Source organism: Rhodococcus sp. MALMAid1271, from assembly GCF_049195265.1.
GTDB lineage: Bacteria > Actinomycetota > Actinomycetes > Mycobacteriales > Mycobacteriaceae > Rhodococcoides.
In genome coordinates, this window is the sequence record NZ_JBMIRQ010000083.1 from 43,801 (window position 1) to 68,205 (window position 24,405).

Below are 24,405 nucleotides of genomic sequence, written 5' to 3' on the forward strand. Positions count from 1 at the left end.
TCGAGCTCGAGTGAAGCGTTCTTTGGTGGTCGGAGCCGGTGCGTGCGTGGTGGCGCTGTCGGCCGGAGCATGCTCGTCGGCCGGCATCTACGCGATACCGCTGCCCGGCGGTGCCGACGTCGGTGAGAACCCGTTGAACCTGACGGTGCAGTTCGACGACGTACTGGACCTCGTCCCGCAGTCGACCGTGAAGGTCGACGGCGTCTCGGTCGGCCGCGTCGACTCGATAACGGTCCCGAACGACGGCTGGACCGCCGACGTCAACGTCATCTTGAATTCCGACGTCGACCTTCCGGCCAACGCGATCGCATCGGTGCAACAGACCAACCTGTTGGGCGAGAAGTTCGTGCAGCTCTCGGCACCTCCTGGCGACGAGGAAGCAGCGCGTCTGCAGGACGGGGCCACGATCCCGCTCGATCGCACCCGCCATGCCACCGATATCGAACAGGTACTCGGTGCGCTCTCGCTGCTGCTCAACGGCGGCGGTGTCGGGCAGCTCTCGCCGATCGTCAAGGAACTGAGCACGGCGTTCGACGGTCGCGAAGGCAGAACCAAAGAGCTTCTGCAGCAAGCGAACACCCTCATCGACGGCCTCAACCAGCAGCGTGACGACATCACCCGCGCCATCGACGGGCTGGACACTCTCAGCGGCCGCGTCAACACGCAGACCGACAAGATCGACGCAGTGCTGAAGGATCTGCCGATCGCCACCGAGGTTCTCGAGCAGCAGCGCCCGCAGCTGACCGAGATGCTCGGAGCGCTCGACCGTCTCGGAGCCGTCGGCACCGACGTGATCGACCGTTCCAAGGACGATCTCATCGCGGACCTGCGGGCACTACGCCCCACGCTCCAGGCCCTGGCCGATTCGGCGGACGACGTGGTGAGCTCGCTCGCGGTGATCCCCACCCTGCCGTTCGCGGACGGCACCGAGAAAATCATCGAGGGCAACTCGGCGAACCTGTTCCTTTCGCTCGACCTGTCGATCGGAACTGCGTTGCGCAACTTCGGCGTCGGGGAGGGCGATCCGGTCTACATCCAGCCCAAGTACGGCAACACGCTGCCCGTCGTCGACCCGTCGAATCCGTACTACAACGGCAACGGACCGCGCCCGGGTTGGCCGACGATCTCGCTGCTGCCGTTGCCGCCGATCATCCCGTCACCGGTTCCCGGTCCGGGTGCACCTGCGAACGAGCAGGCAGCGGCGGCCGCCGCGCCCGCACCGGCCGATCCGTTCGCACCGTTGAACGATCTGCTCGAGCGATTCGGAGTTGGACAGTGAGATCGAGACTGGTTCGCATTCAATTGGTCCTCTTCGTCGTGGTCGCCGTAGTGGGGTCGGTCTATGTCGGTGCCAAGTACGTGCGACTTGACAACATGCTCGGCTTCGGGCAGTACCAGGTCGATCTGAACCTCGCCGATTCCGGTGGCATCTTCTCCAACGCCGAGGTCACCTACCGAGGTGTCCCGGTGGGAACCGTCGGAGATCTGGAACTGACGGAAGACGGGATCCGAGTCGCGCTCATGCTCGACGACGGCGGCCCGGACATCCCTGCCGACACCAAGGCCGTCGTGGCCAACAGGTCGGCCATCGGTGAGCAGTACGTCGACCTGCAACCCGAGACCGACCAGGGCCCGTTCCTGGTCGACGGTTCGCAGATCGCGGAGGCCGACACCACCACACCCGTGCCGGTGGAACAGGTTCTCGCCAACACGAACACGCTGGTTCGGTCGGTACCGCTGGATACGTTGACGCGAGTCGTCAACGAGCTCGGTGTGGCGTTCGACGGAAAGGGCACGGATCTTGCGTCTCTCGTCGATTCGCTCGGGAACATCTCGGAGGCAGGCAACGAGGCGCTGCCGCAGACGCTCGCGCTGGTGCGCGACGCGGTGCCGGTGCTGAACACGCAGTCCGAGCAGTCGGATCTGATTCGGCAGTTCAGCACCAGCTTGGATGAGGTGACGGCTCAGTTGAAGTCCAGCGATCCGGACATCCGTCGCCTGATCGACACCGGCACAGCGGCGGGCGATCAGCTCGGTGGTCTCATCACCGATGCCGGTCCGGCTCTGACGACCGATATCAACAACCTGGCACTTGTTGCTGCGCAGGCCGAACCCCGGTACTTCGCGCTTCGTCCGTTCCTGACGTTCCTGCCTGCCCTCGGTGCCGGCATCTCCACCATCGTCCCGGACGACGGCACGATCCATCAGGGCCTGTTGCTCGAGACCAACAACCCACCGCCGTGCACCGTGGGCTACGAGGGCAGTCAGGCGATCCTCGACGAGGAGAAGCGGAAGAACCCGAACTTCGACGAGACTCGGGAGAACTACCCGCTCAACCTCGACGCGAACTGTGCGACACCGCAGGGCAGCGTGACGGGTGTTCGTAGCGCGAACCGAATCGTCTTCGCCGATCCGGACGTGCCGCAGCCGTGGGATCTCAATCCCAAGGTCGATCCCGAGAAGCTCAACCTCAACCCCATCGCCACCCAGTTGGCACCGCTCATCGGCGTCACGCCGAGGTAGCGGGATCGGTGGAACTGCTGCTCAGCACTGTCGTCGGGCCGAGAGTGGTTCGGCCGGATATTACCGAGTAGTAGGGTGGAAAGTGTGAACTCGAGCACCGAAGCCTCGGAGTCCCCAGCGACTCCGGGGCAGAACAAGACAGCGAAGATTCTGCTTGCGGTCGTGACCGTGATCGCCGTGGTTGCGCTCGCAGCGGCAGTGTTCTTCGGTTACGGCTGGGGCAAGGCGTTGTTCAGCCAGAAGCCCATGGCGGACACCCGCGACGCGGCTCTCACCGGCGCTCAGCAAGCGGCCGTCAACCTCAACACGGTCGACGCGGCCACCATCGATCAGTCGTTCGACAACATGAAGTCGTCCATCACCGGCGACCTGATGCTCAACGACCTCGAGCAGACGCGGTCGGGCATTACCGACCAGGTTCGTCAGTCCGGTGCCAAGAGTGAGGCAGAGGTTCTGCACGCAGCGATCACCGAGCTCAGTACCGACGAGAACACCGCCGAGGCGCTCGTTGTCATCGCGACGACGACCACCTGGCCCGATCGCGTCGAGCGGAGCAAGCTGACGATGCGATTGGCCATGGAAGAGATCGACGGGGTGTGGAAGACCAACAAGGTCGACCCGATCGGTTCACGGATCTCGCTGGACAACCCGAACACCAACCCCGTCATCCCGACGGAGCCTGGTGCTACCGACCCGAATGCGGCAGACCCGAATGCGGGCACCCCCAGCGCGGAAGCAACGCCGGCTCCACAGCCGGATTCCGGCGGTAACTGACGTTGCCCGGCAGTGTCGTTTCCGTCTGTAGTGCAGTGAGTTTCGAAGGAGTTCTGTAGTGCCTCCCCAGCGTCGCAAGATCGTTCCACCCACGACCACCAGCAAAGTCCGTCGCAAGGTCGCCGGAGCCGGGAAGTCGGCAGCGCCCGACGCGGATTCGAGCGCCGTGAAGGGTTCGGATGCAACCGACAGCGCTGCGCCCACCACACCCGCGCCCACCACACCGGCATCGAGCACACCGGCATCGAGCACGCCTGTCGCCGACGAGTCCTCCGCTGCGAAACCCTCGCTCGAGAAGTCCGGTACCGGCAAGGCAGACGCCGGTGAGACCGCTGTCGACGAGGCCGCAACCGACAAGCCCGCCGTCGACGACACCGCAACCGACACGTCGGCCGAAGGCAAGACCGCAACCGGCAAGGCCGACTCGGAGCCTGCTCTCACCAAAACCGGAGCGTCCGACGCGAATTCTGCGGATACCACGCAAAGCAGGTCGACTTCGGGAATCGGCTACAAGCACGTGTTTGTCGTCGCGGCCGTTGCCGTGGTGCTCGGTGCCTTCGCTGCTGTGGCGTCGTTCAAGCCATTCGCAACGATCGACAATGCAGCCTGGGTGGATTCTGCAGCCACTCAGGAAGTCACCTCTGCCGCGACCGATGCGCTGCAGACTCTCTACACGTACAAGGCCGAGACGATCGATGCCGATTTCGATGCCGCCCGTGCGGTCCTCAATCAGTCGATGCTCGACGAGTTCAACTCCACTGCCGACACCACCAAATCTGCTGTGGTGCAGACGATGACGGGAACCGAGGCCATGGTGACCGACATCGGTGTCTCGCGGTTGGAGGACGGCAGGGCCGAGTTGATCGCCAATGTGAACATCAGCGCCACACAGAACGGCGTTGCTTCGGGTAGTGCCGAGGGCCCGTTGACGGTCAACATGGAAAAGGTCGACGGCACCTGGAAGCTGTCGGCAATCGACGACCAGTAATACCGGGATTCGCTGGCCCCGCTTTTCGGATCAGCCCCATTCGACGCAGCAGAGCTGCGCGGATGGGGCTTTTTCGTGCGTCCGGCGCTCATCTGTCGCCGGTGCACGACGGGATTACCATCGCGATTGCGTCCTGGCTTGGGACGAGCCCTGGTTGTTCGGGACAACCATTTCGACGCTCGACAGCCAGGGATGGATCCGATGAATACGGAGCATGCTGGTCATGACTGACACAACTATCGAATTGTCCGTGCTGGAATCGAGGTCCGGTCGGTCGGGCTTCGCCGAGAACGTCAATCCCGAACTGTACCGATTGTTGTCGGCCCTGAATTTGGATCGCGAGTACGTGCGCGGCGACGGGACAGTCCTGTTGGACGCCTCCGGCCGGCGCTATCTGGACTTCGCGGGGGCGTACGGCGCACTGCCGTTCGGGCACGGACCTACGCCGATCTGGCAGGCGATCAATGATGTTCGGTGCAGTGGGGAACCAATTTTCGTGCAGCCCTCGGTATTGACGGCGGCAGGGCAACTGGCGGATCGGTTGGGGCGCATCGCACCTCACGGGTTGACGCGAACGACGTTCGTCAACAGCGGTACCGAGGCTACGGAGGTGGCGCTCAAGATCGCGCGGGCGCATACCGGACGGTTGGGCGTGTTGACCACCGGGAACAGTTTCCACGGCAAGACGCTCGGAGCACTGTCTGCGACCGGAAACGTCAAGTATCAGGCCGGGTTCGGCGCACCGGTCGAGGGTTTCGATCACATCGAGTTCGGTGATTCGGGCGCGCTCGACGCGGCCCTGTCGGCAGCGCCGGGCCATTACGCGGTGTTCCTGTTGGAGCCGATTCAGGGTGAGGGCGGAGTGGTGTGTCCGCCCGACGGTTATCTGCGGCGAGTGCGGGAGATCTGTGATCGGCACGGAGTGCTGATGGCGCTCGACGAGGTGCAGACGGGACTCGGCCGGACCGGCCGGATGTTCGCGTCGGAACACGAGGGGGTGGTGCCCGACATTCTGACCGTCGCGAAAGCGCTCGGTGGCGGGATCGTGCCGGTGGGTGCGGTGTTGTGTGCACCGAAGTTGGTGGACGAGAGCTTTGCGCTGCGCCACACGTCGACTTTTGCGGGCAACGCGTTGGCGGCTCGGGTGGGCATCGCGGTGATCGACGAGTTGACCCGGGACGACGGCGCAGTGGTGACGAACGCTGCCGTGCTCGGCCGGCAATTGTCGAAGGATTTGAATGCGTTGGCCGAGAAGTATCCGTCCGTGGTCACTGGTGTTCGTGGTCGCGGGCTCCTGCTCGGCCTCGAGCTCACCGCCGACGTGAACTTCGTGGGACGTCAGTCGCTACTGGGTTCGATTGCGCAGCAACACAACCTGACGGCGGTCATCTGTTCGTACCTGCTCGACGTCGAAGGAATCCGGGTGGCTCCGACTCTGTTCGGTAACAGGGTGATTCGGATCGAACCGCCGTTGACCGTGTCGGCGGTGCAGTGCTCGCGGCTGATTGCAGCACTGGACCGGGCGCTGGGTTACGCGGCGATGGGGGACATGGACGGATTGTTCGGGCACCTTCTCGGCCGTCCGACCGTCGGTACCCCACCGTCGCTCGCGGCGCTCCGCCCGGGCCGCATCCCCGATATCGCCGTTCGCCGTACCGATCGGCGGTTCGCGTTCATCGCGCACCCCTTGAATCTGGAGTTCTTCGCCGCCTTCGACCCGGCGCTCGACGTCTTCGATCACGGGGAGCGACAGGATCTGCTGGAGAGGTTCGCTGCATCGACATCCGAGCTCGACCCTGCCTCGTTCGTCATCGGCAGTGGCCGGGTCGTCGGGGGAGGGGACGCCACGGCACACGGCGACCTGATCGGGTTGCCCTACACCTCGGAACAATTGCTGCACTTGCCGACCGAGCAGGCGCTGCGCGTGGTGGGCGGCGCCGTCGAACTCGCGATCTCGCGCGGTGCGACGGTCGTCGGGTTGGGCGGCTATTCGTCGGTCATCACCGGTAATGGATTGGGCCTCGGCGCGACGTCGCGTCCGATCACCACCGGCAACACGTTCACCGCCGCAGCGAGTTTGCGGGCTGTTCGACGCGTGTGCCGGGAACGCGGAATCGACGTAGCGCAGGCCCGAGTGACGATTCTCGGTGCTGCCGGGGCCATCGGTCGGACCATCGGCAAGCAGTTGGCCGGCGAGGTCGGCAGTATCGCCCTGGTCGGTCGGCGGGGTGAGAGCACGGTCGTCGCGCCGAAGTTGTGGGCGGCCGCGCAGGAGATGGTGGCGAGTGCGACGGGCGGGTCCGGCACGGGGAATCTTGCCGTTGCTGCACACGAGATGAACGGCGAGATGGATGATCTGATCAAGTCGCGGCACCTCGAGTTCTTCACCGATCCCGTTGCTGCGGTGCAGGATTCGTTGATCGTTATCGCAGCAACATCGGCGCCGCATGCGTTGATCGATCCGACGGACCTGATGGAGGGTGCCATCGTCTGCGATGTTGCGCAGCCGCCGAACATCGGCCGAGACGTACGCGGTGAGCGGCCGGACGTGACGGTGTTCGACGGCGGCATCGTCAGGGTGCCGTCGGGTTCGGATTTCGGGTTGACCTACGGGTTGGCTCCGGGTCTGACGTATGCCTGCATGGCGGAGACGATGTTGATCGCCCTGTCGGGTGAGTTCGACCTCCGCAGCATCGGCACCACTCTCGACGGTGACAGCGTCGAACGGTTGGGTGAGCTGGCGGACGTCCATGGGTTCGCGCTCGCCGAAGCCACCCGGTGGCGCGAAGGTAGTCAGTAGTCGGCGGGGGCCGGAGTTCCCGGAAGTTCGGGAACTCCGGCCCCGTCCTTCTGTGTCGGCGTCGATCGTTTCGGGGTGGGATGGCCCCACCAGTTCGCGTTGCCCATGAGCGTGACGAGGGCGGGCACGAGCATCATGCGCACGATCGTGGCGTCGATGACCAGACCCACGATGATGCCGATGCCGACCAGGCGCATCATCGACAGTTCGGACAACGAGAAGAACGCGGTGACGCTGATGAGAAGCAGTGCAGCGGCCGTCACGATGCGTCCGGTGCGAGCGGCACCGATGCGGACCGCGTCACGAGTGGTGGCTCCGTTGTCGTAGGCCTCGACGATGCGCGAGAGCAGGAAGATCTCGTAATCGGTGGAGAGGCCGAACACCACGGCCATGATGAGGATGCTCATCGTGGACTGCAACGGTCCGGCTGTGACGCCGATCGGACCGGAACCGTGGCCGTCGTGAAAGATCCAGGTGAGGACTCCGAACGTGGCTGCCAGGGAGACCATCGCCATGGCAATGGCCTTGACGCTGAGCACGATCGAACGGAATGCCAGCGTCGTCATCGCGAAGGTGGCCAGAACCATGACGGCCAGCATCCACGGAATGGTGGCGTAGATCGCCTCGATGCCGTCCTCGCTCTGCGCGGTGCTGCCGCCCACTCTCAGCGTGGTTCCGGCGGGAGCGGGGATGGATCGAATGGCGTCGAGTGTCGCGAGGGCGGCGGGAGTGCGATCGGCCGAGGTCATGATGGCGTCGACGACGGTCAGATCGTCGACGGTGCCGGTGACGTAGGCCAGTGCGACGCCGTCCGTGCGGCCGAGGGCATCCGTGACTTCTGCGACCGCGGCAGGGCTCGGCGGGGCATCGGTGGCCGATTCGACGACGATGGTGACGCCGCTGTTGGCGAGCGTGAATTCGGTGAGCAATTTCTGGGTGGCCATCCGGGCGGGCGAGTCCGCGGGCAGGCCGGTGTGGTCGAGGTCGCCCAGAGTCAGGCCGGAGATGGGCGCGCTGAGCACGGCCAGGACACCGAGGATGGCACCGGCGACGAGCACGGGCCTGCGCATGACGCGGTCTGCGACGGTGCCCCAGAACTTCTGCGCCCGTGCCTCGCCGCGGTCGATCGCCCCCTTGCGCCAGCTCAGTGCGTCGATGCGCGGGCCGAGGAGGACGAGTGCGGCGGGGAGTGCGGTCAGCGAGATGGTCGCGGCAACGGCCACAGCGGCCATGCCGCCGAAACCCAGTGACCGGATCATCGCCTGCGGGAAGATGAGCATGCCGACGAACCCGCAGATCAACAACAGCGCCGAGAACGCCACGGTTCGGCCGGCGGTGGACATCGTGCGGCGCACCGCATCCACCGTTCCGCGACCTCCGCGCAGCTCCTCGCGAAACCGCGTGATCACGAACAGGCTGTAGTCGACGGCCATTCCGAGTCCGACCAGGGACGCGATGTTGGTCGCGAACACCGACACCTCGGAGACGCTGGTCAGTGCTCTCAGGATGGCCAGGGAGGCCAGCACGCTCAGTCCACCGATCACCAACGGAGTCACCGCGGCGACGACTCCGCCGAAAATGATCAGCAGCAAGACCAGCAGGATGGGAAAGGTGATGATCTCGGCACGCACCAGATCTGCTCGGGCCTGCTCGTTGTACGCGTCGACGACGGCCGAGAACCCACCGAACTGCACCGTCACACCGTCGATCGTCAACCTCTCACGCAGGTCCTGATAGGACTTGACGCGCCGGTCCTCGTCGCCGGTCAGAGTCAGCACCGCGAGGGCGGACTTCCCGTCCGACGATCGCAGCCCCGGTGCCACGGCGTCGGGCACCGTCCAATAGGTGACCGGATCGCGGGCGAGAACTCCCGCGTCGATTCCGGCCAGGCTCGCCGCCACCGCGTTCTCGATGTCGTCGACCGTCCGCCCATCCGTCGGGGTGTAGACCACTGCGACATCCGGAACGTCGCGGCCGAATCGGGATTCGACGAGAGCGTCGACTTTCGCCGACTCGCTCCCGGGGTCGCTGTATCCACCGAGACTGAGTTCGTCGACGACGCCCAGTCCCCAGGTGCCGGCGAGCAGAACTGTCGCGATCACGACGGCCAGGACCCAGCGCGCACGGGTGATCACGACATCTACGACGAAAGAACCCCTGGTCACGCCGGACTACCGAAGGCTCGACGCCTGCATCCGGCGTCGACCAGTACCACCGTGATCATGTTTGTCCCCCCGCGAGACGTGGTGTGAGAGCTGCGTGACAGGTTCGTGGCAGGCAGAAAAAGCTGTCGTGCGGAACACCCGATGGCATGACGACGCAACCCCCCGGTTGCGACAAAGGAAATACAATCAGAAGCCGCGGTCGATCGCCATAGCAGCGTCGGATTCCCTCGGACCTCTTGACGAAGGAAGGCGCAGGGGTCACTCTTGTCGTGAAGAAGCACCCCGTGGCGACCGACCGTTACCGGTTGTTCGTCACAGCTTTCCGTCGCCGCTGCTGATGTGGTGGGTTGCGACGACGAAGATCGACACGCTGTTGCCGACTCGGCGCGTGAACCGATCTCGGGTGCTACTTTTGATGCCCCCGTTGCGCTGTGCGCACATTTGGGGTACCTTTGGACGTTGCGCTGGCTGCCTCCTGTCCACCTCTCGATCGCTGTTACCCGAAAGCACGTTTTCGGGCCGCTGTGATGGGGATTCGGTCTGGTTGCGACCAGCCGAAATTCGCCCCACATATAGCAAACAGATACAGCGGCGGTCGCCATGTCGTGTCAGCTGACAGTTCCTGTCAGTCGGCGGAACGGCGCGACCCGCGTGAGGTGCTGGAAGGACGCATCTTGGCAGTCTCTAGCCAGACCAAGGCAGTTGTCGGAACACCGGGAGCCCCGAGGAGGGTTTCGTTCGCGAATATTCGCGAGCCGTTGGAGGTACCCGGTCTCCTCGATGTACAGACGGATTCGTTCGAATGGCTGGTAGGTGCGCAGAGTTGGCGTGACCGTGCCGCCGCCCGCGGAGACAGTGGTGTCTCCGGCGGACTCGAGGACATCCTGACCGAGCTCTCTCCGATCGAGGATTTCTCGGGCTCGATGTCGCTCTCCTTCTCCGACCCACGATTCGACGAGGTCAAGGCCTCGACCGATGAGTGCAAGGACAAGGACATGACGTATGCAGCTCCGCTGTTCGTCACGGCCGAGTTCATCAACAACAACACCGGTGAGATCAAGAGCCAGACGGTCTTCATGGGTGATTTCCCGATGATGACCGACAAGGGCACCTTCATCATCAACGGCACCGAGCGCGTCGTCGTTTCGCAGCTGGTGCGTTCTCCGGGCGTCTACTTCGATCATTCGATCGACAAGACCACCGAGAAGGATCTGCACAGCGTCAAGGTCATCCCCGGACGTGGTGCATGGCTCGAGTTCGACGTCGACAAGCGCGACACCGTGGGCGTCCGTATCGACCGCAAGCGTCGTCAGCCCGTCACGGTGCTGTTGAAGGCTCTGGGTTGGTCCACCGAGCAGATCACCGAGCGCTTCGGCTTCTCGGAGATCCTCATGGCCACGCTGGAGAAGGACAACACCGCAGGTACCGACGAGGCTCTCCTCGACATCTACCGCAAGCTGCGTCCGGGCGAGCCGCCGACCAAGGAGTCGGCGCAGACCCTGCTGGAGAACCTGTTCTTCAAGGACAAGCGCTACGACCTCGCTCGCGTGGGTCGCTACAAGATCAACAAGAAGCTCGGCCTCAACTCGGGTCAGCCGATCGTGGCGTCGACCCTCACCGAGGAAGACATCGTCGCGACCATCGAGTACCTGGTGCGCCTGCACGCAGGTGAGACCTCGATGACCGCACCCGACGGCGTCGAGGTTCCGGTCGAGGTCGACGACATCGACCACTTCGGCAACCGTCGTCTGCGTACCGTCGGCGAGCTGATCCAGAACCAGATCCGCGTGGGCCTGTCCCGCATGGAGCGCGTCGTGCGCGAACGTATGACGACTCAGGACGTCGAGGCGATCACGCCGCAGACCCTGATCAACATCCGTCCCGTCGTCGCTGCGATCAAGGAGTTCTTCGGAACCTCCCAGCTCTCGCAGTTCATGGACCAGAACAACCCGCTGTCGGGTCTGACGCACAAGCGTCGCCTGTCGGCACTGGGACCCGGCGGTCTCTCTCGTGAGCGCGCCGGCCTCGAGGTCCGCGACGTGCACCCTTCGCACTACGGCCGCATGTGCCCCATCGAGACCCCGGAAGGCCCGAACATCGGCCTGATCGGATCGCTCTCGGTGTACGCACGCGTCAACCCGTTCGGTTTCATCGAGACCCCGTACCGCAAGGTCGTCGACGGCAAGGTCACCGACGATGTCGACTACCTGACCGCCGACGAGGAGGATCGCCACACGCTCGCGCAGGCGAACTCCCCGGTCGACGATTCGGGTCACTTCATCGAGGACAAGATTCTCGTCCGCCGTAAGGGTGGAGAGGTCGAGTTCGTCTCGTCCGACGACATCGACTACATGGACGTCTCGCCTCGTCAGATGGTGTCCGTCGCTACCGCGATGATTCCGTTCCTCGAGCACGACGATGCCAACCGTGCCCTGATGGGCGCGAACATGCAGCGTCAGGCTGTCCCGCTGGTGCGCAGCGAGGCTCCGATCGTCGGTACCGGCATGGAGCTGCGTGCAGCTGTCGATGCCGGTGACGTCGTCATCACCGAGAAGACCGGTGTCGTCGAAGAGGTCTCCGCCGATTACGTCACGGTCATGGCCGACGACGGATCGCGCAAGACCTACCGGATGCGCAAGTTCGCGCGTTCCAACCAGGGCACCTGCGCCAACCAGCGTCCGATCGTGGACGAGGGCCAGCGCGTGGAGTCCGGCCAGGTCCTCGCCGACGGCCCCTGCACCGAGAACGGTGAGATGGCACTCGGCAAGAACCTGCTGCTGGCGATCATGCCGTGGGAGGGCCACAACTACGAGGACGCGATCATCCTGTCGCAGCGCCTCGTGGAAGAGGACGTTCTCACCTCGATCCACATCGAGGAGCACGAGATCGACGCTCGCGACACCAAGCTCGGTGCCGAAGAGATCACTCGCGACATCCCGAACGTCTCCGACGAGGTCCTCGCAGACCTCGACGAGCGCGGCATCATCCGTATCGGTGCCGAGGTTCGTGACGGTGACGTGCTGGTCGGAAAGGTCACGCCGAAGGGCGAGACCGAGCTGACCCCCGAAGAGCGCCTGCTGCGCGCCATCTTCGGTGAGAAGGCTCGCGAAGTTCGCGACACCTCGCTCAAGGTTCCGCACGGCGAGAACGGAAAGGTCATCGGCATCCGCGTCTTCTCACGCGACGACGACGACGATCTGCCTCCCGGCGTCAACGAGCTGGTCCGCGTCTACGTGGCTCAGAAGCGCAAGATCCAGGACGGCGACAAGCTCGCCGGCCGTCACGGCAACAAGGGCGTCATCGGCAAGATCCTCCCGCAGGAGGACATGCCGTTCCTGCCCGACGGCACCCCGATCGACATCATCCTCAACACCCACGGTGTTCCGCGTCGTATGAACATCGGTCAGGTGCTCGAAACCCACCTCGGTTGGATCGGCAAGACCGGGTGGAACGTGCAGATCGCCGCGGACGGCAGCAAGCCCGATTGGGCCGAACGCCTGCCCGAGGAGATGCTGGCGGCTCCGGCCGACAGCAACATCGCCACCCCGGTGTTCGACGGTGCCAAGGAGAATCAGCTCGCCGGCCTGCTGGAGAGCACGATTCCCAACCGCGACGGCGAGCAGATGGTCGGCTCCGACGGAAAGGCCACGTTGTTCGACGGCCGCTCCGGCGAGCCGTTCCCGTACCCGGTGTCGGTGGGCTACATGTACATCATCAAGCTGCACCACTTGGTCGACGACAAGATCCACGCTCGTTCGACCGGGCCGTACTCGATGATCACGCAGCAGCCCCTCGGTGGTAAGGCCCAGTTCGGTGGACAGCGCTTCGGTGAGATGGAGTGCTGGGCCATGCAGGCCTACGGTGCGGCGTACACGCTGCAGGAGCTTCTCACCATCAAGTCGGACGACGTTGTCGGCCGCGTGAAGGTGTACGAGGCGATCGTCAAGGGCGAGAACATCCCGGAGCCCGGTATCCCCGAGTCCTTCAAGGTGCTCCTCAAGGAGCTCCAGTCGCTGTGCCTCAACGTGGAGGTGCTGTCCTCGGACGGCGCTGCCATCACGATGGCCGACGGTGACGACGAGGACCTCGAGCGTGCCGCAGCCAACCTGGGAATCAATCTCTCCCGCAACGAAGCTGCCACGGTCGACGACCTAGCTCAGTAGTTCAGTGGTCTCCGGGCCTGCGTCACTGTAGGCCCGGAGGCGTTCTTCTCATTTGCTCTTCCAGCACAACACCCATAACGGGGAAAGGAAGTTACGTGCTCGACGTCAACTTCTTCGATGAACTTCGCATTGGCCTTGCCACTGCGGACGACATCCGTCAGTGGTCCTACGGCGAGGTCAAGAAGCCGGAGACCATCAACTACCGCACGCTCAAGCCCGAGAAGGACGGCCTCTTCTGCGAGAAGATCTTCGGCCCCACTCGGGACTGGGAGTGCTACTGCGGCAAGTACAAGCGCGTCCGCTTCAAGGGCATCATCTGTGAGCGTTGTGGCGTCGAGGTCACTCGCGCCAAGGTGCGTCGTGAGCGCATGGGCCACATCGAACTGGCCGCTCCGGTCACGCACATCTGGTACTTCAAGGGTGTGCCGTCGCGTCTGGGCTACCTGCTCGACCTGGCTCCGAAGGATCTCGAGAAGATCATCTACTTCGCTGCCTACGTCATCACCACGGTCGACGACGAGCTCCGTCACAACGAGCTCTCGACGCTCGAGGCCGAGATGGAGGTCGAGAAGAAGGCCGTCGCAGATCAGCGCGACGCCGATCTCGAGGCTCGTGCGCAGAAGCTCGAAGCCGACATCGCCGAGCTCGAAGCCGAGGGTGCCAAGTCCGACGTGCGCCGCAAGGTCAAGGACGGCGGCGAGCGCGAGATGCGTCAGCTCCGTGACCGCGCGCAGCGTGAGCTCGATCGTCTCGAAGAGATCTGGACCACGTTCACCAAGCTCGCACCCAAGCAGCTCATCGTCGACGAGCTCATCTACCGCGAGCTCATCGACCGGTACGGCGAGTACTTCACCGGTGCCATGGGTGCCGAGTCGATCCAGAAGCTCATGCAGAACTTCGACATCGACGCCGAGGCCGAGTCTCTTCGCGAGACCATCCGCAGTGGCAAGGGTCAGAAGAAGCTGCGCGCGCTCAAGCGTCTGAAGGTCGTCGCTGCGTTCCAGGCCGGCCGTAACTCGCCGATGGGCATGGTTCTCGACGCCGTCCCGGTCATCCCGCCGGAGCTTCGTCCGATGGTGCAGCTCGACGGTGGACGTTTCGCGACGTCCGACCTCAACGATCTGTACCGCCGCGTGATCAACCGCAACAACCGCCTCAAGCGTCTGATCGATCTCGGTGCCCCCGAGATCATCGTCAACAACGAGAAGCGGATGCTGCAGGAGTCGGTCGACGCCCTGTTCGACAACGGCCGTCGTGGACGTCCGGTCACCGGACCTGGCAACCGCCCGCTCAAGTCGCTGTCCGATCTGCTCAAGGGCAAGCAGGGTCGTTTCCGTCAGAACCTGCTCGGAAAGCGAGTCGACTACTCGGGCCGTTCGGTCATCGTGGTCGGCCCGCAGCTCAAGCTGCACCAGTGTGGTCTGCCGAAGCTGATGGCTCTCGAGCTGTTCAAGCCGTTCGTGATGAAGCGTCTGGTCGATCTCAACCACGCGCAGAACATCAAGTCGGCCAAGCGCATGGTCGAGCGTCAGCGTCCGCAGGTGTGGGATGTCCTCGAAGAGGTCATCGCCGAGCACCCCGTGCTGCTCAACCGTGCACCTACCCTGCACCGTCTGGGCATCCAGGCGTTCGAGCCGCAGCTGGTCGAGGGCAAGGCCATCCAGCTGCACCCGCTCGTGTGTGAGGCGTTCAACGCCGACTTCGACGGTGACCAGATGGCCGTCCACCTCCCGCTGTCCGCCGAGGCTCAGGCCGAGGCGCGCGTGCTGATGCTGTCCTCGAACAACATCCTCTCGCCTGCATCGGGTCGTCCGCTCGCCATGCCGCGTCTGGACATGGTGACGGGTCTGTACCACCTGACGCGTCTGGACGTCGGTGCTGTCGGCGAGCGTGCCGACGCCAAGACCGACACTGCCGAGTTCGGGGCGTACTCCTCCCCGGCCGAGGCTCAGATGGCGGTGGACCGTGGATCGTTGTCGGTGCAGTCGCAGATCCGCGTTCGTCTCACCACGCAGCGCCCGCCGCGTGACATCGAGAGCGAGCTGTTCCCCGACGGTTGGAATCGCGGCGACGCGTGGACCGCGGAGACCACTCTGGGACGCGTGATCTTCAACGAGCTGCTTCCGGCGGACTACCCGTTCGTCAACGAGCAGATGCCGAAGAAGCGTCAGTCGACCATCATCAACGATCTCGCCGAGCGTTACCCGATGATCGTCGTCGCGCAGACCGTCGACAAGCTCAAGGATGCGGGCTTCTACTGGGCCACGCGTTCGGGTGTCACCATCTCGATCTCCGACGTGCTCGTGCCGCCGGAGAAGCCGCAGATCATGGAGACCTTCGAGGCTCAGGCCGATCAGATCGAGAAGAAGTACCAGCGTGGCGCACTCGACAAGGTCGAGCGCAACTCCGCACTGGTCAAGATCTGGCAGGACGCGACCGAGCAGGTCGGTAAGGCCATGGAGGCGCACTTCCCCGACGACAACCCGATCCCGATGATCGTGAAGTCCGGCGCCGCCGGAAACATGACTCAGGTTCGCTCGCTCGCCGGTATGAAAGGCTTGGTGACCAACCCGAAGGGTGAGTTCATCCCGCGTCCGATCAAGTCTTCCTTCAAGGAAGGCCTGACGGTCCTCGAGTACTTCATCAACACGCACGGTGCTCGTAAGGGTCTGGCCGATACGGCGCTTCGTACCGCCGACTCGGGCTACCTGACGCGTCGTCTGGTCGACGTCTCGCAGGATGTCATCGTTCGGGAAACCGACTGTGGCACCGAGCGCGGCATCGTGACGACGATCGCCGAGAAGACGCCCGACGGCAAGATGATTCGCGACGCTCACGTCGAGACCAGCACGTACGCCCGCACGTTGGCGAACGACGCTGTCGACGAGAACGGCACGGTCATCGTCGCTCGCGGACACGATCTCGGTGACCCGGCCATCGACGCGCTGCTCGCTGCGGGCATCACCTCGGTCAAGGTTCGCTCGGTGCTCACCTGCACCACCGGCACCGGCGTCTGCGCCACCTGCTACGGCCGCTCGATGGCCACCGGCAAGCTGGTCGACATCGGTGAGGCCGTCGGTATCGTTGCCGCACAGTCCATCGGTGAGCCCGGTACTCAGCTGACCATGCGTACCTTCCACCAGGGTGGTGTCGCCGGAGATGACATCACCGGTGGTCTGCCTCGCGTGCAGGAGCTGTTCGAGGCACGTGTGCCGAAGGGCAAGGCTCCGATCGCGGACGTGTCGGGACGTATCCAGCTCGAGGACGGCGATCGTTTCTACAAGATCACCATCGTCCCGGACGACGGCGGCGAAGAGGTTGTCTACGACAAGCTCTCCAAGCGTCAGCGTCTGCGCGTGTTCAAGCACGACGACGGCACCGAGCGCCTGCTGGCGGACGGTGACCACGTCGAGGTCGGCCAGCAGCTGATGGAAGGTGCTGCCGATCCGCACGAGGTGTTGCGCGTGATGGGTCCCCGTCAGGTGCAGATCCACCTGGTCAACGAGGTCCAGGAGGTGTACCGGTCGCAGGGTGTGTCGATTCACGACAAGCACATCGAGACCATCGTGCGCCAGATGCTCCGTCGCGTGACGATCATCGACAGCGGCTCCACCGAATTCCTGCCCGGTTCACTGACCGAGCGCAGCGAGTTCGAGTCGAGCAACCGTCGCGTCGTCTCCGAGGGTGGCGAGCCCGCAGCCGGACGTCCGGTCCTGATGGGTATCACCAAGGCGTCGCTGGCCACCGATTCGTGGCTCTCGGCTGCGTCCTTCCAGGAGACCACTCGTGTGCTCACCGATGCGGCGATCAACACCCGCAGCGACAAGCTCATCGGTCTCAAGGAGAACGTCATCATCGGTAAGCTCATCCCGGCTGGTACCGGCATCAACCGGTACCGGAACATCACGGTGCAGCCGACCGAGGAGGCGCGTGCCGCGGCATACGCGGTGCCGTCGTACGACGATCAGTACTACAGCCCGGACGGCTTCGGCCAGGGAACCGGCGCTGCAGTGCCGCTCGACGACTACGGTTTCTCCAACGAATACCGCTAGAGCGACTCCGTCGCACAGCTGACAGAGCCCCGCATCGACTTCGGTCGATGCGGGGCTCTGTCGTTTCAGGAGAGCAGCGGTGAGTTTTGCTTGCCACTCGGGTCGGTAACGGTATGACTGAACAATCCAGCACCATCGCGAACATCGGCGTGGCCATGTTCACCGTCGCAGACCAGGACGCCGCTCTCGAGTTCTATTCACGCGTACTCGGCTTCGAGATTCGCGGAGATCTGCGCTTCGGACCCGAGGGCGAGAATCGTTGGTTGGAGGTGGCACCGCCCGGTTCGACGGCGCGTCTGGCCCTCAATCCGCCGATGGGGGGCACGCCCGGTGGCGGGTCCATCGGCGTCGAGACTGCCGATGTCGCCGCCGAGCACAAGCGGCTCAGCGCTCTCGGCGGCGTCGATCTCGACGATTTCATGGAGGAGGTGGACGGCGTGCCGCCGATGTTCGCCCTTCGCGATCCCGACGGTAACTCGATCTGGGTCGTGCAGGCCTGACGGATCAGCCGGGATGTTTCTGATCGACGACGGCGAAGGTGGTGCGTCGATTGTGGTCCAGCCGCCCACCTGGACACGAGGAGGTCGTTCATCCGTGGTGACAGACGGCCTCGAGGTCGATGCCGTTGAGGTCGCGCACGAATGATCCGTAGTACGTCGCGTGGTACTCCGGCTGTAGTCCCGGTGGCCGGAGCTCGATCGCTCCTGCTGCCAGGGCCGCGGCGTGGAATGCATCGACCGTGGCTCGGTCCTGTGCGCTGAACGCGAGATGGGTGTGCGGTCCGATAGCCGACCCCGGTGCGTCGACGATCCAGAAGAAGGGCTTCACCTGAGCCCAACCGAATGCGATCATGGCGAGCTGGTTCGCCTCGGGAGTGTGCGGTACCCGCATGATCTCGGTGATCCCGAGCGGTTTCAGTGCAGCACCGTAGAACTCGGCGCTGGCGGCGAGATCGGCTACGCCGATGTTGAGGTGGTCGATTTGGGATCCGGTGCGGTCGGTGTTGGTCATGCGTTCGAGTTTTGCCGAGATCGCGGACGAGTTCGGTCCTGAATCGGATGGATCGGTCGTGTTTACCTCGGTGTCGAATCGATGACGGTCGGAGTTTGCCCGGGCACGACAGTCTCGAACAATGGTGAGACGGGGTAACGAGATACGGATCGGGCGAGACATCTCTCTACGGGCGGGGGCCACGCGCCGACAGTTTTTGACGTGGAGTGCGTTGGTCGGGGCGCTGGCGTTCACTCCCGAACTCGCGGGCGCGACGGCACACGCGCAATCAGTTGTGACCCCCGACTACCCGTTCCGACTCGGGGTTGCCTCGGGTGATCCGCTGCCAGATTCGGTGGTGCTGTGGACGCGGCTCGCCACCGATCCTTTTGCGCCCCTGGGCGGAATGATCCCTGGCGTGGTGCCCGTACGGTGGCAGATCGCAGCGGACGAGAGATTCGCGAACATCACCCGCGAGGGGATCGAGCTCGGCACCGAGCTCGACGGCTGGTCGATTCACGTCGACGTTCGCGGTCTCGATTCCGCTCGCGAGTACTTCTATCGGTTCCTCGTCGGACCGCACGCCAGTCCGGTGGGGCGCACCAAGACTGCGCCGGCGGTGGGGCAGCCGCTCTCGAGGCTCGATTTCGCCTGGGCGTCGTGCCAGAAATGGGAGGACGGCTACTTCGGCGCGTACCAGGACCTGGCGGCGTCGAACCCGGACGTGGTGTTTTTTCTGGGCGACTACATCTACGAGTACGCGATCAAGGACCAGGGCGCGCGTCAGGGAGAGCCGCGCACCGAGTCGGCGGCACGAGAGACCATGGTGCTCTCCGATTACCGCGATCGGTACGCCCTGTACAAAGCCGACGAGAATCTGGCTGCTGCGCATGCGTCGGCGCCGTTCGTCTCGACGTTCGACGACCACGAGGTGGACAACAACTGGGCCTCGCAGATCAGCCAAGACAACGATGATCCGCGAGAGTTCCTGCTACGCAGAGCCGATGCGTTCAAGGCGTGGTGGGAGAACACTCCGGTTCGTGCGAATCTGAAGCCCGTCGGCCCGGACATGAAGGTCTACCGCCGGTTCACCTTCGGCGACCTGGTGGACTTCTCGGTGCTGGACACGCGGCAGTACCGCAGCGACCAGGCGCACGGGGACGGCGAGCATGCGCAGGACGCCGAGACTGCCGACCCGTCGCGCACTATTACCGGTGCGGCACAGGAACAGTGGATTCTGGATGGCTTCGCATCACCGTCGACCTGGAACTTTCTGGCGCACCAGACGGTCATCTCCGATCTGGCGCGGGGAATCGGCAGTGAACGCAAGGTCGGTATGGATCCGTGGAGCGGGTACGAGGCCTCACGTCACCGAATCCTCGACGGTGCCCGGGATCGCGGTACGAAGAACGTCGCGTCCATCGTCGGCGATATCCACCGCACGATCGTCTCGGAATTGCGTCGCGACTACCAGGATGGGGTCTCACCGGTACAGGGCGTGGAGATCGCGACCACGTCCATCGCGTCGGGCAAGGACGGTGCCGATGTGGACTCCGCCGGTGCGGCGATCGCCGAGGCCTCGCCGCACGTCAAGTACGGCAACGCCCGGCGCGGCTATCTCCGTAGCACGCTGACGAACACCGAATGGCATTCGGAGGTCCGGGTTCTCGATGCGGTGTCGACGCCCGGCAAGGCGGTCCGCACCGCCGCAACCGTCACCGTCCCCGAAGGCCGTCCCGAGATTCAGTTGGGTTGATGCCGATGGTCACTGACGAATGGCGAACATCGGCATCGCCAGACCGAGCAGCATCACGGTGAACAGGAACCATGCCGCGCCCTGCCAGACCGGCCACGTGCCACCGGCGCGATAGGACCTGTAGCCCAACGCCAGAGCACCGATGCCGCCGAGGAAGCACACCGCAGGGACCGATGCGGCCAACAGGGGATTGCTGCGGTCGACGGCGAGGAACACCGCGGTCAGCGTCGCGGCCACCGCCACCATGCCCGCGCAGTATCCCGCCGCTCTGCGGATGGCAACAGGGTCATTCCAGCGCTTTTCGACGTCGCGGTCGGCAATTGTGCGTTCGGTCGGATCGTCGTCGTTCATACCTGTGGGCTACCCGTTCGGTGCGGGTCTACCCACGTCGGACGGTCAGCGCCCGTCGGAGATGATCTGCGCGACGTTGCGTTCGGCGAGCGCGGTGATGGTCAGTGACGGGTTGGCTGCTCCCGTGCTGCCGGGGATCAGCGCACCGTCGACGACGTAGAGCCCGGGGTGGCCCTTGACTCGGCCGTACCCGTCGGTGACGTCGCCGAGTACCGCGCCGCCGAGTGGGTGGGCGGTGAAGGTGTCGTCGACATCGCGGGTGAAGGGCTCGGCCGCGACGAGGGTTCCGCCGGCCTGAGCCATCCGATTCTGTACGGCGCGTAGGGATTCGACGGTGTCGCGACTGCCGCCCTTGGGCCAGTTCAGGGTCAAACGGTCGGTGGCAGAATCGAATCCGAAATTACCGCGCAGCGGGTCGATGGTCATACCGAGCGAGCCGATGAAGCCGAGATTGACCGGAACGCCTGGGACGTACCAGTTCTCGACGGTCAGCGGCAGGCCGGTGTCGTCGACGATGCGGGAGGCGCACGGCGCTCCCTGCGGTCCGGCGGACATCGGGCCGAGCGATCGTGTCATCGAGGCGTCGCCGTTGGTGCCCCAGCCGGTGCCGACGAATTCGTTCAGGTTCCCCAGCGCTCCGGTGGTGCGGGCGCGCATCAGCAGTTCGGTGGTGCCGATGGATCCGGCTCCGAGGACGAGGGTGTCGCAGGTGATGGTGCGAGTTTCGAGAACGTTGCCGAAGGGGTCGAGGCGTTCGATCTCGACGCGGTAGCGGCCGCCCGATTCGGTTCCGATCGCTGCGACGCGGTGGCTGTGGCACACGGTTGCGCGGCCGGTGGCCTCGGCCTGGGGGATGTAGTTCTGCGTCAGGTCGTGCTTGGCGCCGTTGGAATTGCCGAAGGTGCTTGCGCCGACGGTGGCGGACGGGCGGGATCGGCCTGCGAGCTCGTCACGGACGATGTTCCAGTTCCAGTTGCCGTCGACGGCCTCGGGGGTGAAGCCGGCTCGGCGAGCGTGGTCGTCCCAGGTTCGCGAATGCGCGAAGTTGGGGCTGTTGTAGATGTCCTCGGGCATCGCCGACGGCCGGAGCATGGACCGCGCCTTGGGGTACCAGGTGGCGGCCATCTCGTCGTAGTTCAGGCGTCCGCCGAAGGAGAGGTCGAAGAACTTCTTGTCCGGGGCGATCGTCACGCCGGTGTAGACGATCGAGCCGCCGCCGACGGCGGCCCCGCGCCAGACGGAGAGGTTCTCGAAGCGGGTGGTGTCGAGCACGCCGTCGAACACGTCGACGGGACCCACGGGCATTCCGGTGATGTTGGTGAACGAACTCTGCTGCCACAGTCCGCGTCCGTCGGCGGTCATGTCTGCGGTGAAGATTTCTCGCCACGGGTCGCGGGGCCAGCGCAGTCCACGCTCGAGTACGGTCACCTGGCTGCCCGCCTGTGCCAGGCGCAGCGCCGCGGCGCTGGCACCGAATCCGGAGCCGATGACGATGACGGGGGAGTGGTCTGCTGGGCGCGGTGGGTCGGCGAACAGTTCGGGAACCAGTGACCGAATTCGTTCGGCACCGATGGGCAGTGCGCCTGCGGTGGCCGAACCCGGCATGCCGGCAGAGCTCAGCACGGGAGCGGCGGCAGCGCCGAGCATTCCGGCAGCGGCCAGCCTGAGCAGTTGCCTTCGGTTCACGAAAAGTCCCCCTACTTGACTCACGGACAGCGTTGTCGATTGTGTCGTGTTTGTGACGAGAAAGCCAACGGTTCGGTCGGAATTGAGGATGCTTCCCAGCCGGGCCTCAGGTTTGCCTGTCAGACTTCGCTCATGGTGTGGGCATCGGTGGCCGTGTTGCTGCTCGTCGCAGCGGTGACCGGCATAGTTGCGCATTTTCTCGACGCCCGATCACAGCCGATGCTCGTCGCAGCCGCGTTGGCACATGTCCTCATGCTCGCCGCTGTGCCCGGCACGGCCGCGGCCGGTATCGCGTTCGGGGGTTGGGGTGTGGCGGTCGGTCTGCTGGTGTCGGCAGGCGCCGTGGCGACACAAGTGCCGCTGCATCGGGGGCGGCTGCATCGGGCTCGCGCCGAAACCGATCTCGAGGGCTCGACGTTGACGGTGTTGCACGCCAATATCTGGCTGGGCCATGCCGATCTGGATGCCCTTGTTGCGCTCGTGGACACACATCGACCGGATGTGTTGACGCTCGTGGAGCTGACGCCCGAGGCCGACGCGCAACTCCGCCCGAGGCTGTCCGAGCTGTTGCCGTACGTGCATGTCAGCGCTGCTGCGGGCGGCGAGGGCACCGGAATCTACAGCCGTTGTCCGCTCGTCGACCAGCAGCGCCACGACGGCTTCGTCACCGAGCTGCTCTCTGCTCGGGTGCAGATGCCGGGCCGTCCGCTGGTGTTCGCGGTGCACCCGGTGCCGCCGTGGCCGCGCGAGCCGTCGGAGTGGGTTCGTGAACTGGGTCTGTTGCGGCAACTGCTGGCGAAGATTCCCGTCGACGACGGCCCGGTGGTGGTGGCGGGCGACTTCAACGCAACGCATGATCATCGGCGATACCGTGACCTGCAGGACGGCCGGTTCGTCGATGCCGCGGTGGCGGCCGGGGCCGGGATGCTCAGGACGTACCCGGCGCACACCTGGTATCCGCCCGTCATTGCCATCGACCATGTTCTGGTGGCCGACCTGCAGGTCAGGTCCGTCGACGTGGTGACGATTCCCGGCTCGGACCACCGCGGCATTCTGGCTCGGTTGGCTTTCGGTCCCGAACTAGGACTGCGCGGGTAATTGCTGCAGCGACCACTGGTTGCCATCGGGGTCGGCGAAGTACACGAAGGTGCCCCAGCCCTCGTCCTTGGGTGGTTCGACGGTCAGGCCCACGGCGGTGAGGTGCTCGTAGGCATCCTGGGCGCTGTCGACGACCATCAGGGTTCCGGCTCCCTTGCCCGGCTCTGCCTCGGTGATGCCTTCGCCGATGACGATGGAGCAGGCCGAACCCGGGGGAGTGAGCTGGACGTATCGGATGCCGTCCCAGGGGCGCGCGTCGTGGTCGGCGTTGAATCCGATCGAGGTGTAGAAGTCCTTGGCGCGGTCGACATCGGTGACGGCGAGGGTGACGAGTTCGATCTTCATGGTGAGGTTCATGGACACAGACTGACGGCAATTGCGGACATATTCGGTCCGCTATAACGACTCGTCGAAGAACTTTCCGATAATTTTTCGTCCTTCCTCGGCAACGCGGGCGAGGAACTCTGCGTCCGGTGCCGTTCCCGCCGGCATGTGGGCCTCGAGCATCGATTGTTCTGCCGGGGTGAGCTCGACGTGGAACTGCAGTCCGAGGCCGCTGCCGAACCGAAACGCCTGATTGCGGTAGAGGTTGGAGCTGGCCAGCAGTTCCGCGCCCGCGGGCAGATCGAAGGTATCGGTGTGCCAGTGCACCACCGGCTCTGCCGCATCCCCGAGTAACGACACACCGGCCGCGGTCGCGCCGACTTCTCCGGATCCCAGCTCCGCTACAGGTCCCGGGTACACCGCGCAGCCCTGTGAGGCTGCCAGCAGTTGCGCGCCCAAGCAGACCCCGAGCACCGGAATCTCACGTCGCAGACATTCGGCGATCAGTTCGCGTTCTGCTCGTACGTGCGGGTGAGCGAGGTCGCCCCACGCATTCATCGGCCCACCCATCACGATCAACCCGGAGATGTCCTCGGCCGTGGGTAGCGGGTCGCCGCCACTCATGCTGGCTACCGAGTGCTCGATTCCGCGCTCGATCATGACGGTCCCGATCAGTGCCGGACCCTCGATGTCGACATGTGTGATCACCCACCAACTCATGACGAGAAATATGCC

At 64.6% G+C, this 24,405-nt stretch carries 16 protein-coding genes; 10 read left to right on the top strand and 6 right to left on the bottom strand.

Annotation, left to right across the window (positions count from 1 at the left end; translation table 11 throughout):
• The first annotated feature begins 10 nt into the window (after positions 1 to 10).
• From ACOQFP_RS11930 to ACOQFP_RS11950, 5 genes are all read left to right on the top strand, one after another.
• Positions 11 to 1,279 carry an MCE family protein gene (locus ACOQFP_RS11930; protein WP_027498220.1) on the top strand — a complete coding sequence of 423 codons (1,269 nt, stop codon included), beginning with the start codon at positions 11 to 13 and terminating at the stop codon, positions 1,277 to 1,279.
• Positions 1,276 to 2,523 carry an MCE family protein gene (locus ACOQFP_RS11935; protein ID WP_341244419.1) on the top strand — a complete coding sequence of 416 codons (1,248 nt, stop codon included), beginning with the start codon at positions 1,276 to 1,278 and terminating at the stop codon, positions 2,521 to 2,523. The genes ACOQFP_RS11930 and ACOQFP_RS11935 overlap by 4 nt, the downstream gene beginning before the upstream one ends.
• 84 nt (positions 2,524 to 2,607) lie before the next feature.
• Complete coding sequence (locus ACOQFP_RS11940) at positions 2,608 to 3,297, top strand: hypothetical protein (RefSeq protein ID WP_341244420.1); 690 nt, start codon at positions 2,608 to 2,610, stop codon at positions 3,295 to 3,297.
• A gap of 58 nt (positions 3,298 to 3,355) precedes the next feature.
• On the top strand, positions 3,356 to 4,285 hold the full coding sequence (locus tag ACOQFP_RS11945) for a hypothetical protein (protein WP_341244421.1): 930 nt from the start codon (positions 3,356 to 3,358) through the stop codon (positions 4,283 to 4,285).
• A gap of 223 nt (positions 4,286 to 4,508) precedes the next feature.
• A complete protein-coding gene (locus ACOQFP_RS11950; RefSeq protein ID WP_421584419.1) occupies positions 4,509 to 7,085 on the top strand; it encodes an aminotransferase class III-fold pyridoxal phosphate-dependent enzyme in 2,577 nt (858 codons plus the stop codon).
• On the opposite strand, the gene ACOQFP_RS11955 is transcribed toward ACOQFP_RS11950, so the two are convergent.
• Positions 7,079 to 9,250: an MMPL family transporter gene (locus ACOQFP_RS11955; RefSeq protein ID WP_421584420.1), complete on the bottom strand. Its 2,172-nt coding sequence runs from the start codon at positions 9,248 to 9,250 to the stop codon at positions 7,079 to 7,081. The two genes, ACOQFP_RS11950 and ACOQFP_RS11955, sit on opposite strands and share 7 nt — an antisense overlap.
• 656 nt (positions 9,251 to 9,906) lie before the next feature.
• On the opposite strand from ACOQFP_RS11955, the gene rpoB reads away from it, so the two are divergent.
• The 3 genes from rpoB to ACOQFP_RS11970 all read left to right on the top strand — a co-directional run bounded on the left by rpoB (position 9,907) and on the right by ACOQFP_RS11970 (position 17,965).
• The gene (gene rpoB / locus ACOQFP_RS11960; RefSeq protein ID WP_135041849.1) at positions 9,907 to 13,413 is read left to right on the top strand and encodes a DNA-directed RNA polymerase subunit beta; all 3,507 of its coding nucleotides are present in this window, start codon (positions 9,907 to 9,909) and stop codon (positions 13,411 to 13,413) included.
• Positions 13,414 to 13,508: 95 nt separating this feature from the next.
• The gene (locus ACOQFP_RS11965) at positions 13,509 to 17,465 is read left to right on the top strand and encodes a DNA-directed RNA polymerase subunit beta' (protein WP_206486676.1); all 3,957 of its coding nucleotides are present in this window, start codon (positions 13,509 to 13,511) and stop codon (positions 17,463 to 17,465) included.
• 113 nt (positions 17,466 to 17,578) lie between these two features.
• Positions 17,579 to 17,965: a VOC family protein gene (locus tag ACOQFP_RS11970; protein WP_421584421.1), complete on the top strand. Its 387-nt coding sequence runs from the start codon at positions 17,579 to 17,581 to the stop codon at positions 17,963 to 17,965.
• Positions 17,966 to 18,053: 88 nt separating this feature from the next.
• Here ACOQFP_RS11970 and ACOQFP_RS11975 read toward each other — a convergent pair whose 3' ends face one another.
• Complete coding sequence (locus tag ACOQFP_RS11975; protein WP_421584422.1) at positions 18,054 to 18,476, bottom strand: VOC family protein; 423 nt, start codon at positions 18,474 to 18,476, stop codon at positions 18,054 to 18,056.
• 121 nt (positions 18,477 to 18,597) lie between these two features.
• On the opposite strand from ACOQFP_RS11975, the gene ACOQFP_RS11980 reads away from it, so the two are divergent.
• On the top strand, positions 18,598 to 20,211 hold the full coding sequence (locus ACOQFP_RS11980; protein WP_421584423.1) for an alkaline phosphatase D family protein: 1,614 nt from the start codon (positions 18,598 to 18,600) through the stop codon (positions 20,209 to 20,211).
• A 9-nt stretch (positions 20,212 to 20,220) separates the two neighbouring features.
• On the opposite strand, the gene ACOQFP_RS11985 is transcribed toward ACOQFP_RS11980, so the two are convergent.
• Entirely contained in the window at positions 20,221 to 20,562 is a 342-nt protein-coding gene (locus ACOQFP_RS11985; protein WP_421584424.1) for a hypothetical protein, read from the bottom strand.
• Positions 20,563 to 20,607: 45 nt separating this feature from the next.
• Positions 20,608 to 22,248 carry a GMC oxidoreductase gene (locus tag ACOQFP_RS11990; protein ID WP_421584425.1) on the bottom strand — a complete coding sequence of 547 codons (1,641 nt, stop codon included), beginning with the start codon at positions 22,246 to 22,248 and terminating at the stop codon, positions 20,608 to 20,610.
• A 132-nt stretch (positions 22,249 to 22,380) separates the two neighbouring features.
• On the opposite strand from ACOQFP_RS11990, the gene ACOQFP_RS11995 reads away from it, so the two are divergent.
• Positions 22,381 to 23,346, top strand: coding sequence for an endonuclease/exonuclease/phosphatase family protein (locus tag ACOQFP_RS11995; protein ID WP_421584426.1), 966 nt, complete (start codon positions 22,381 to 22,383; stop codon positions 23,344 to 23,346).
• Here ACOQFP_RS11995 and ACOQFP_RS12000 read toward each other — a convergent pair.
• Together ACOQFP_RS12000 and ACOQFP_RS12005 are read right to left on the bottom strand one after the other, a co-directional pair.
• Positions 23,329 to 23,703 carry a VOC family protein gene (locus ACOQFP_RS12000; RefSeq protein ID WP_206486683.1) on the bottom strand — a complete coding sequence of 125 codons (375 nt, stop codon included), beginning with the start codon at positions 23,701 to 23,703 and terminating at the stop codon, positions 23,329 to 23,331. The two genes, ACOQFP_RS11995 and ACOQFP_RS12000, sit on opposite strands and share 18 nt — an antisense overlap.
• 39 nt (positions 23,704 to 23,742) lie before the next feature.
• On the bottom strand, positions 23,743 to 24,390 hold the full coding sequence (locus tag ACOQFP_RS12005) for a type 1 glutamine amidotransferase (RefSeq protein ID WP_421584427.1): 648 nt from the start codon (positions 24,388 to 24,390) through the stop codon (positions 23,743 to 23,745).
• Positions 24,391 to 24,405: the final 15 nt, after the last annotated feature.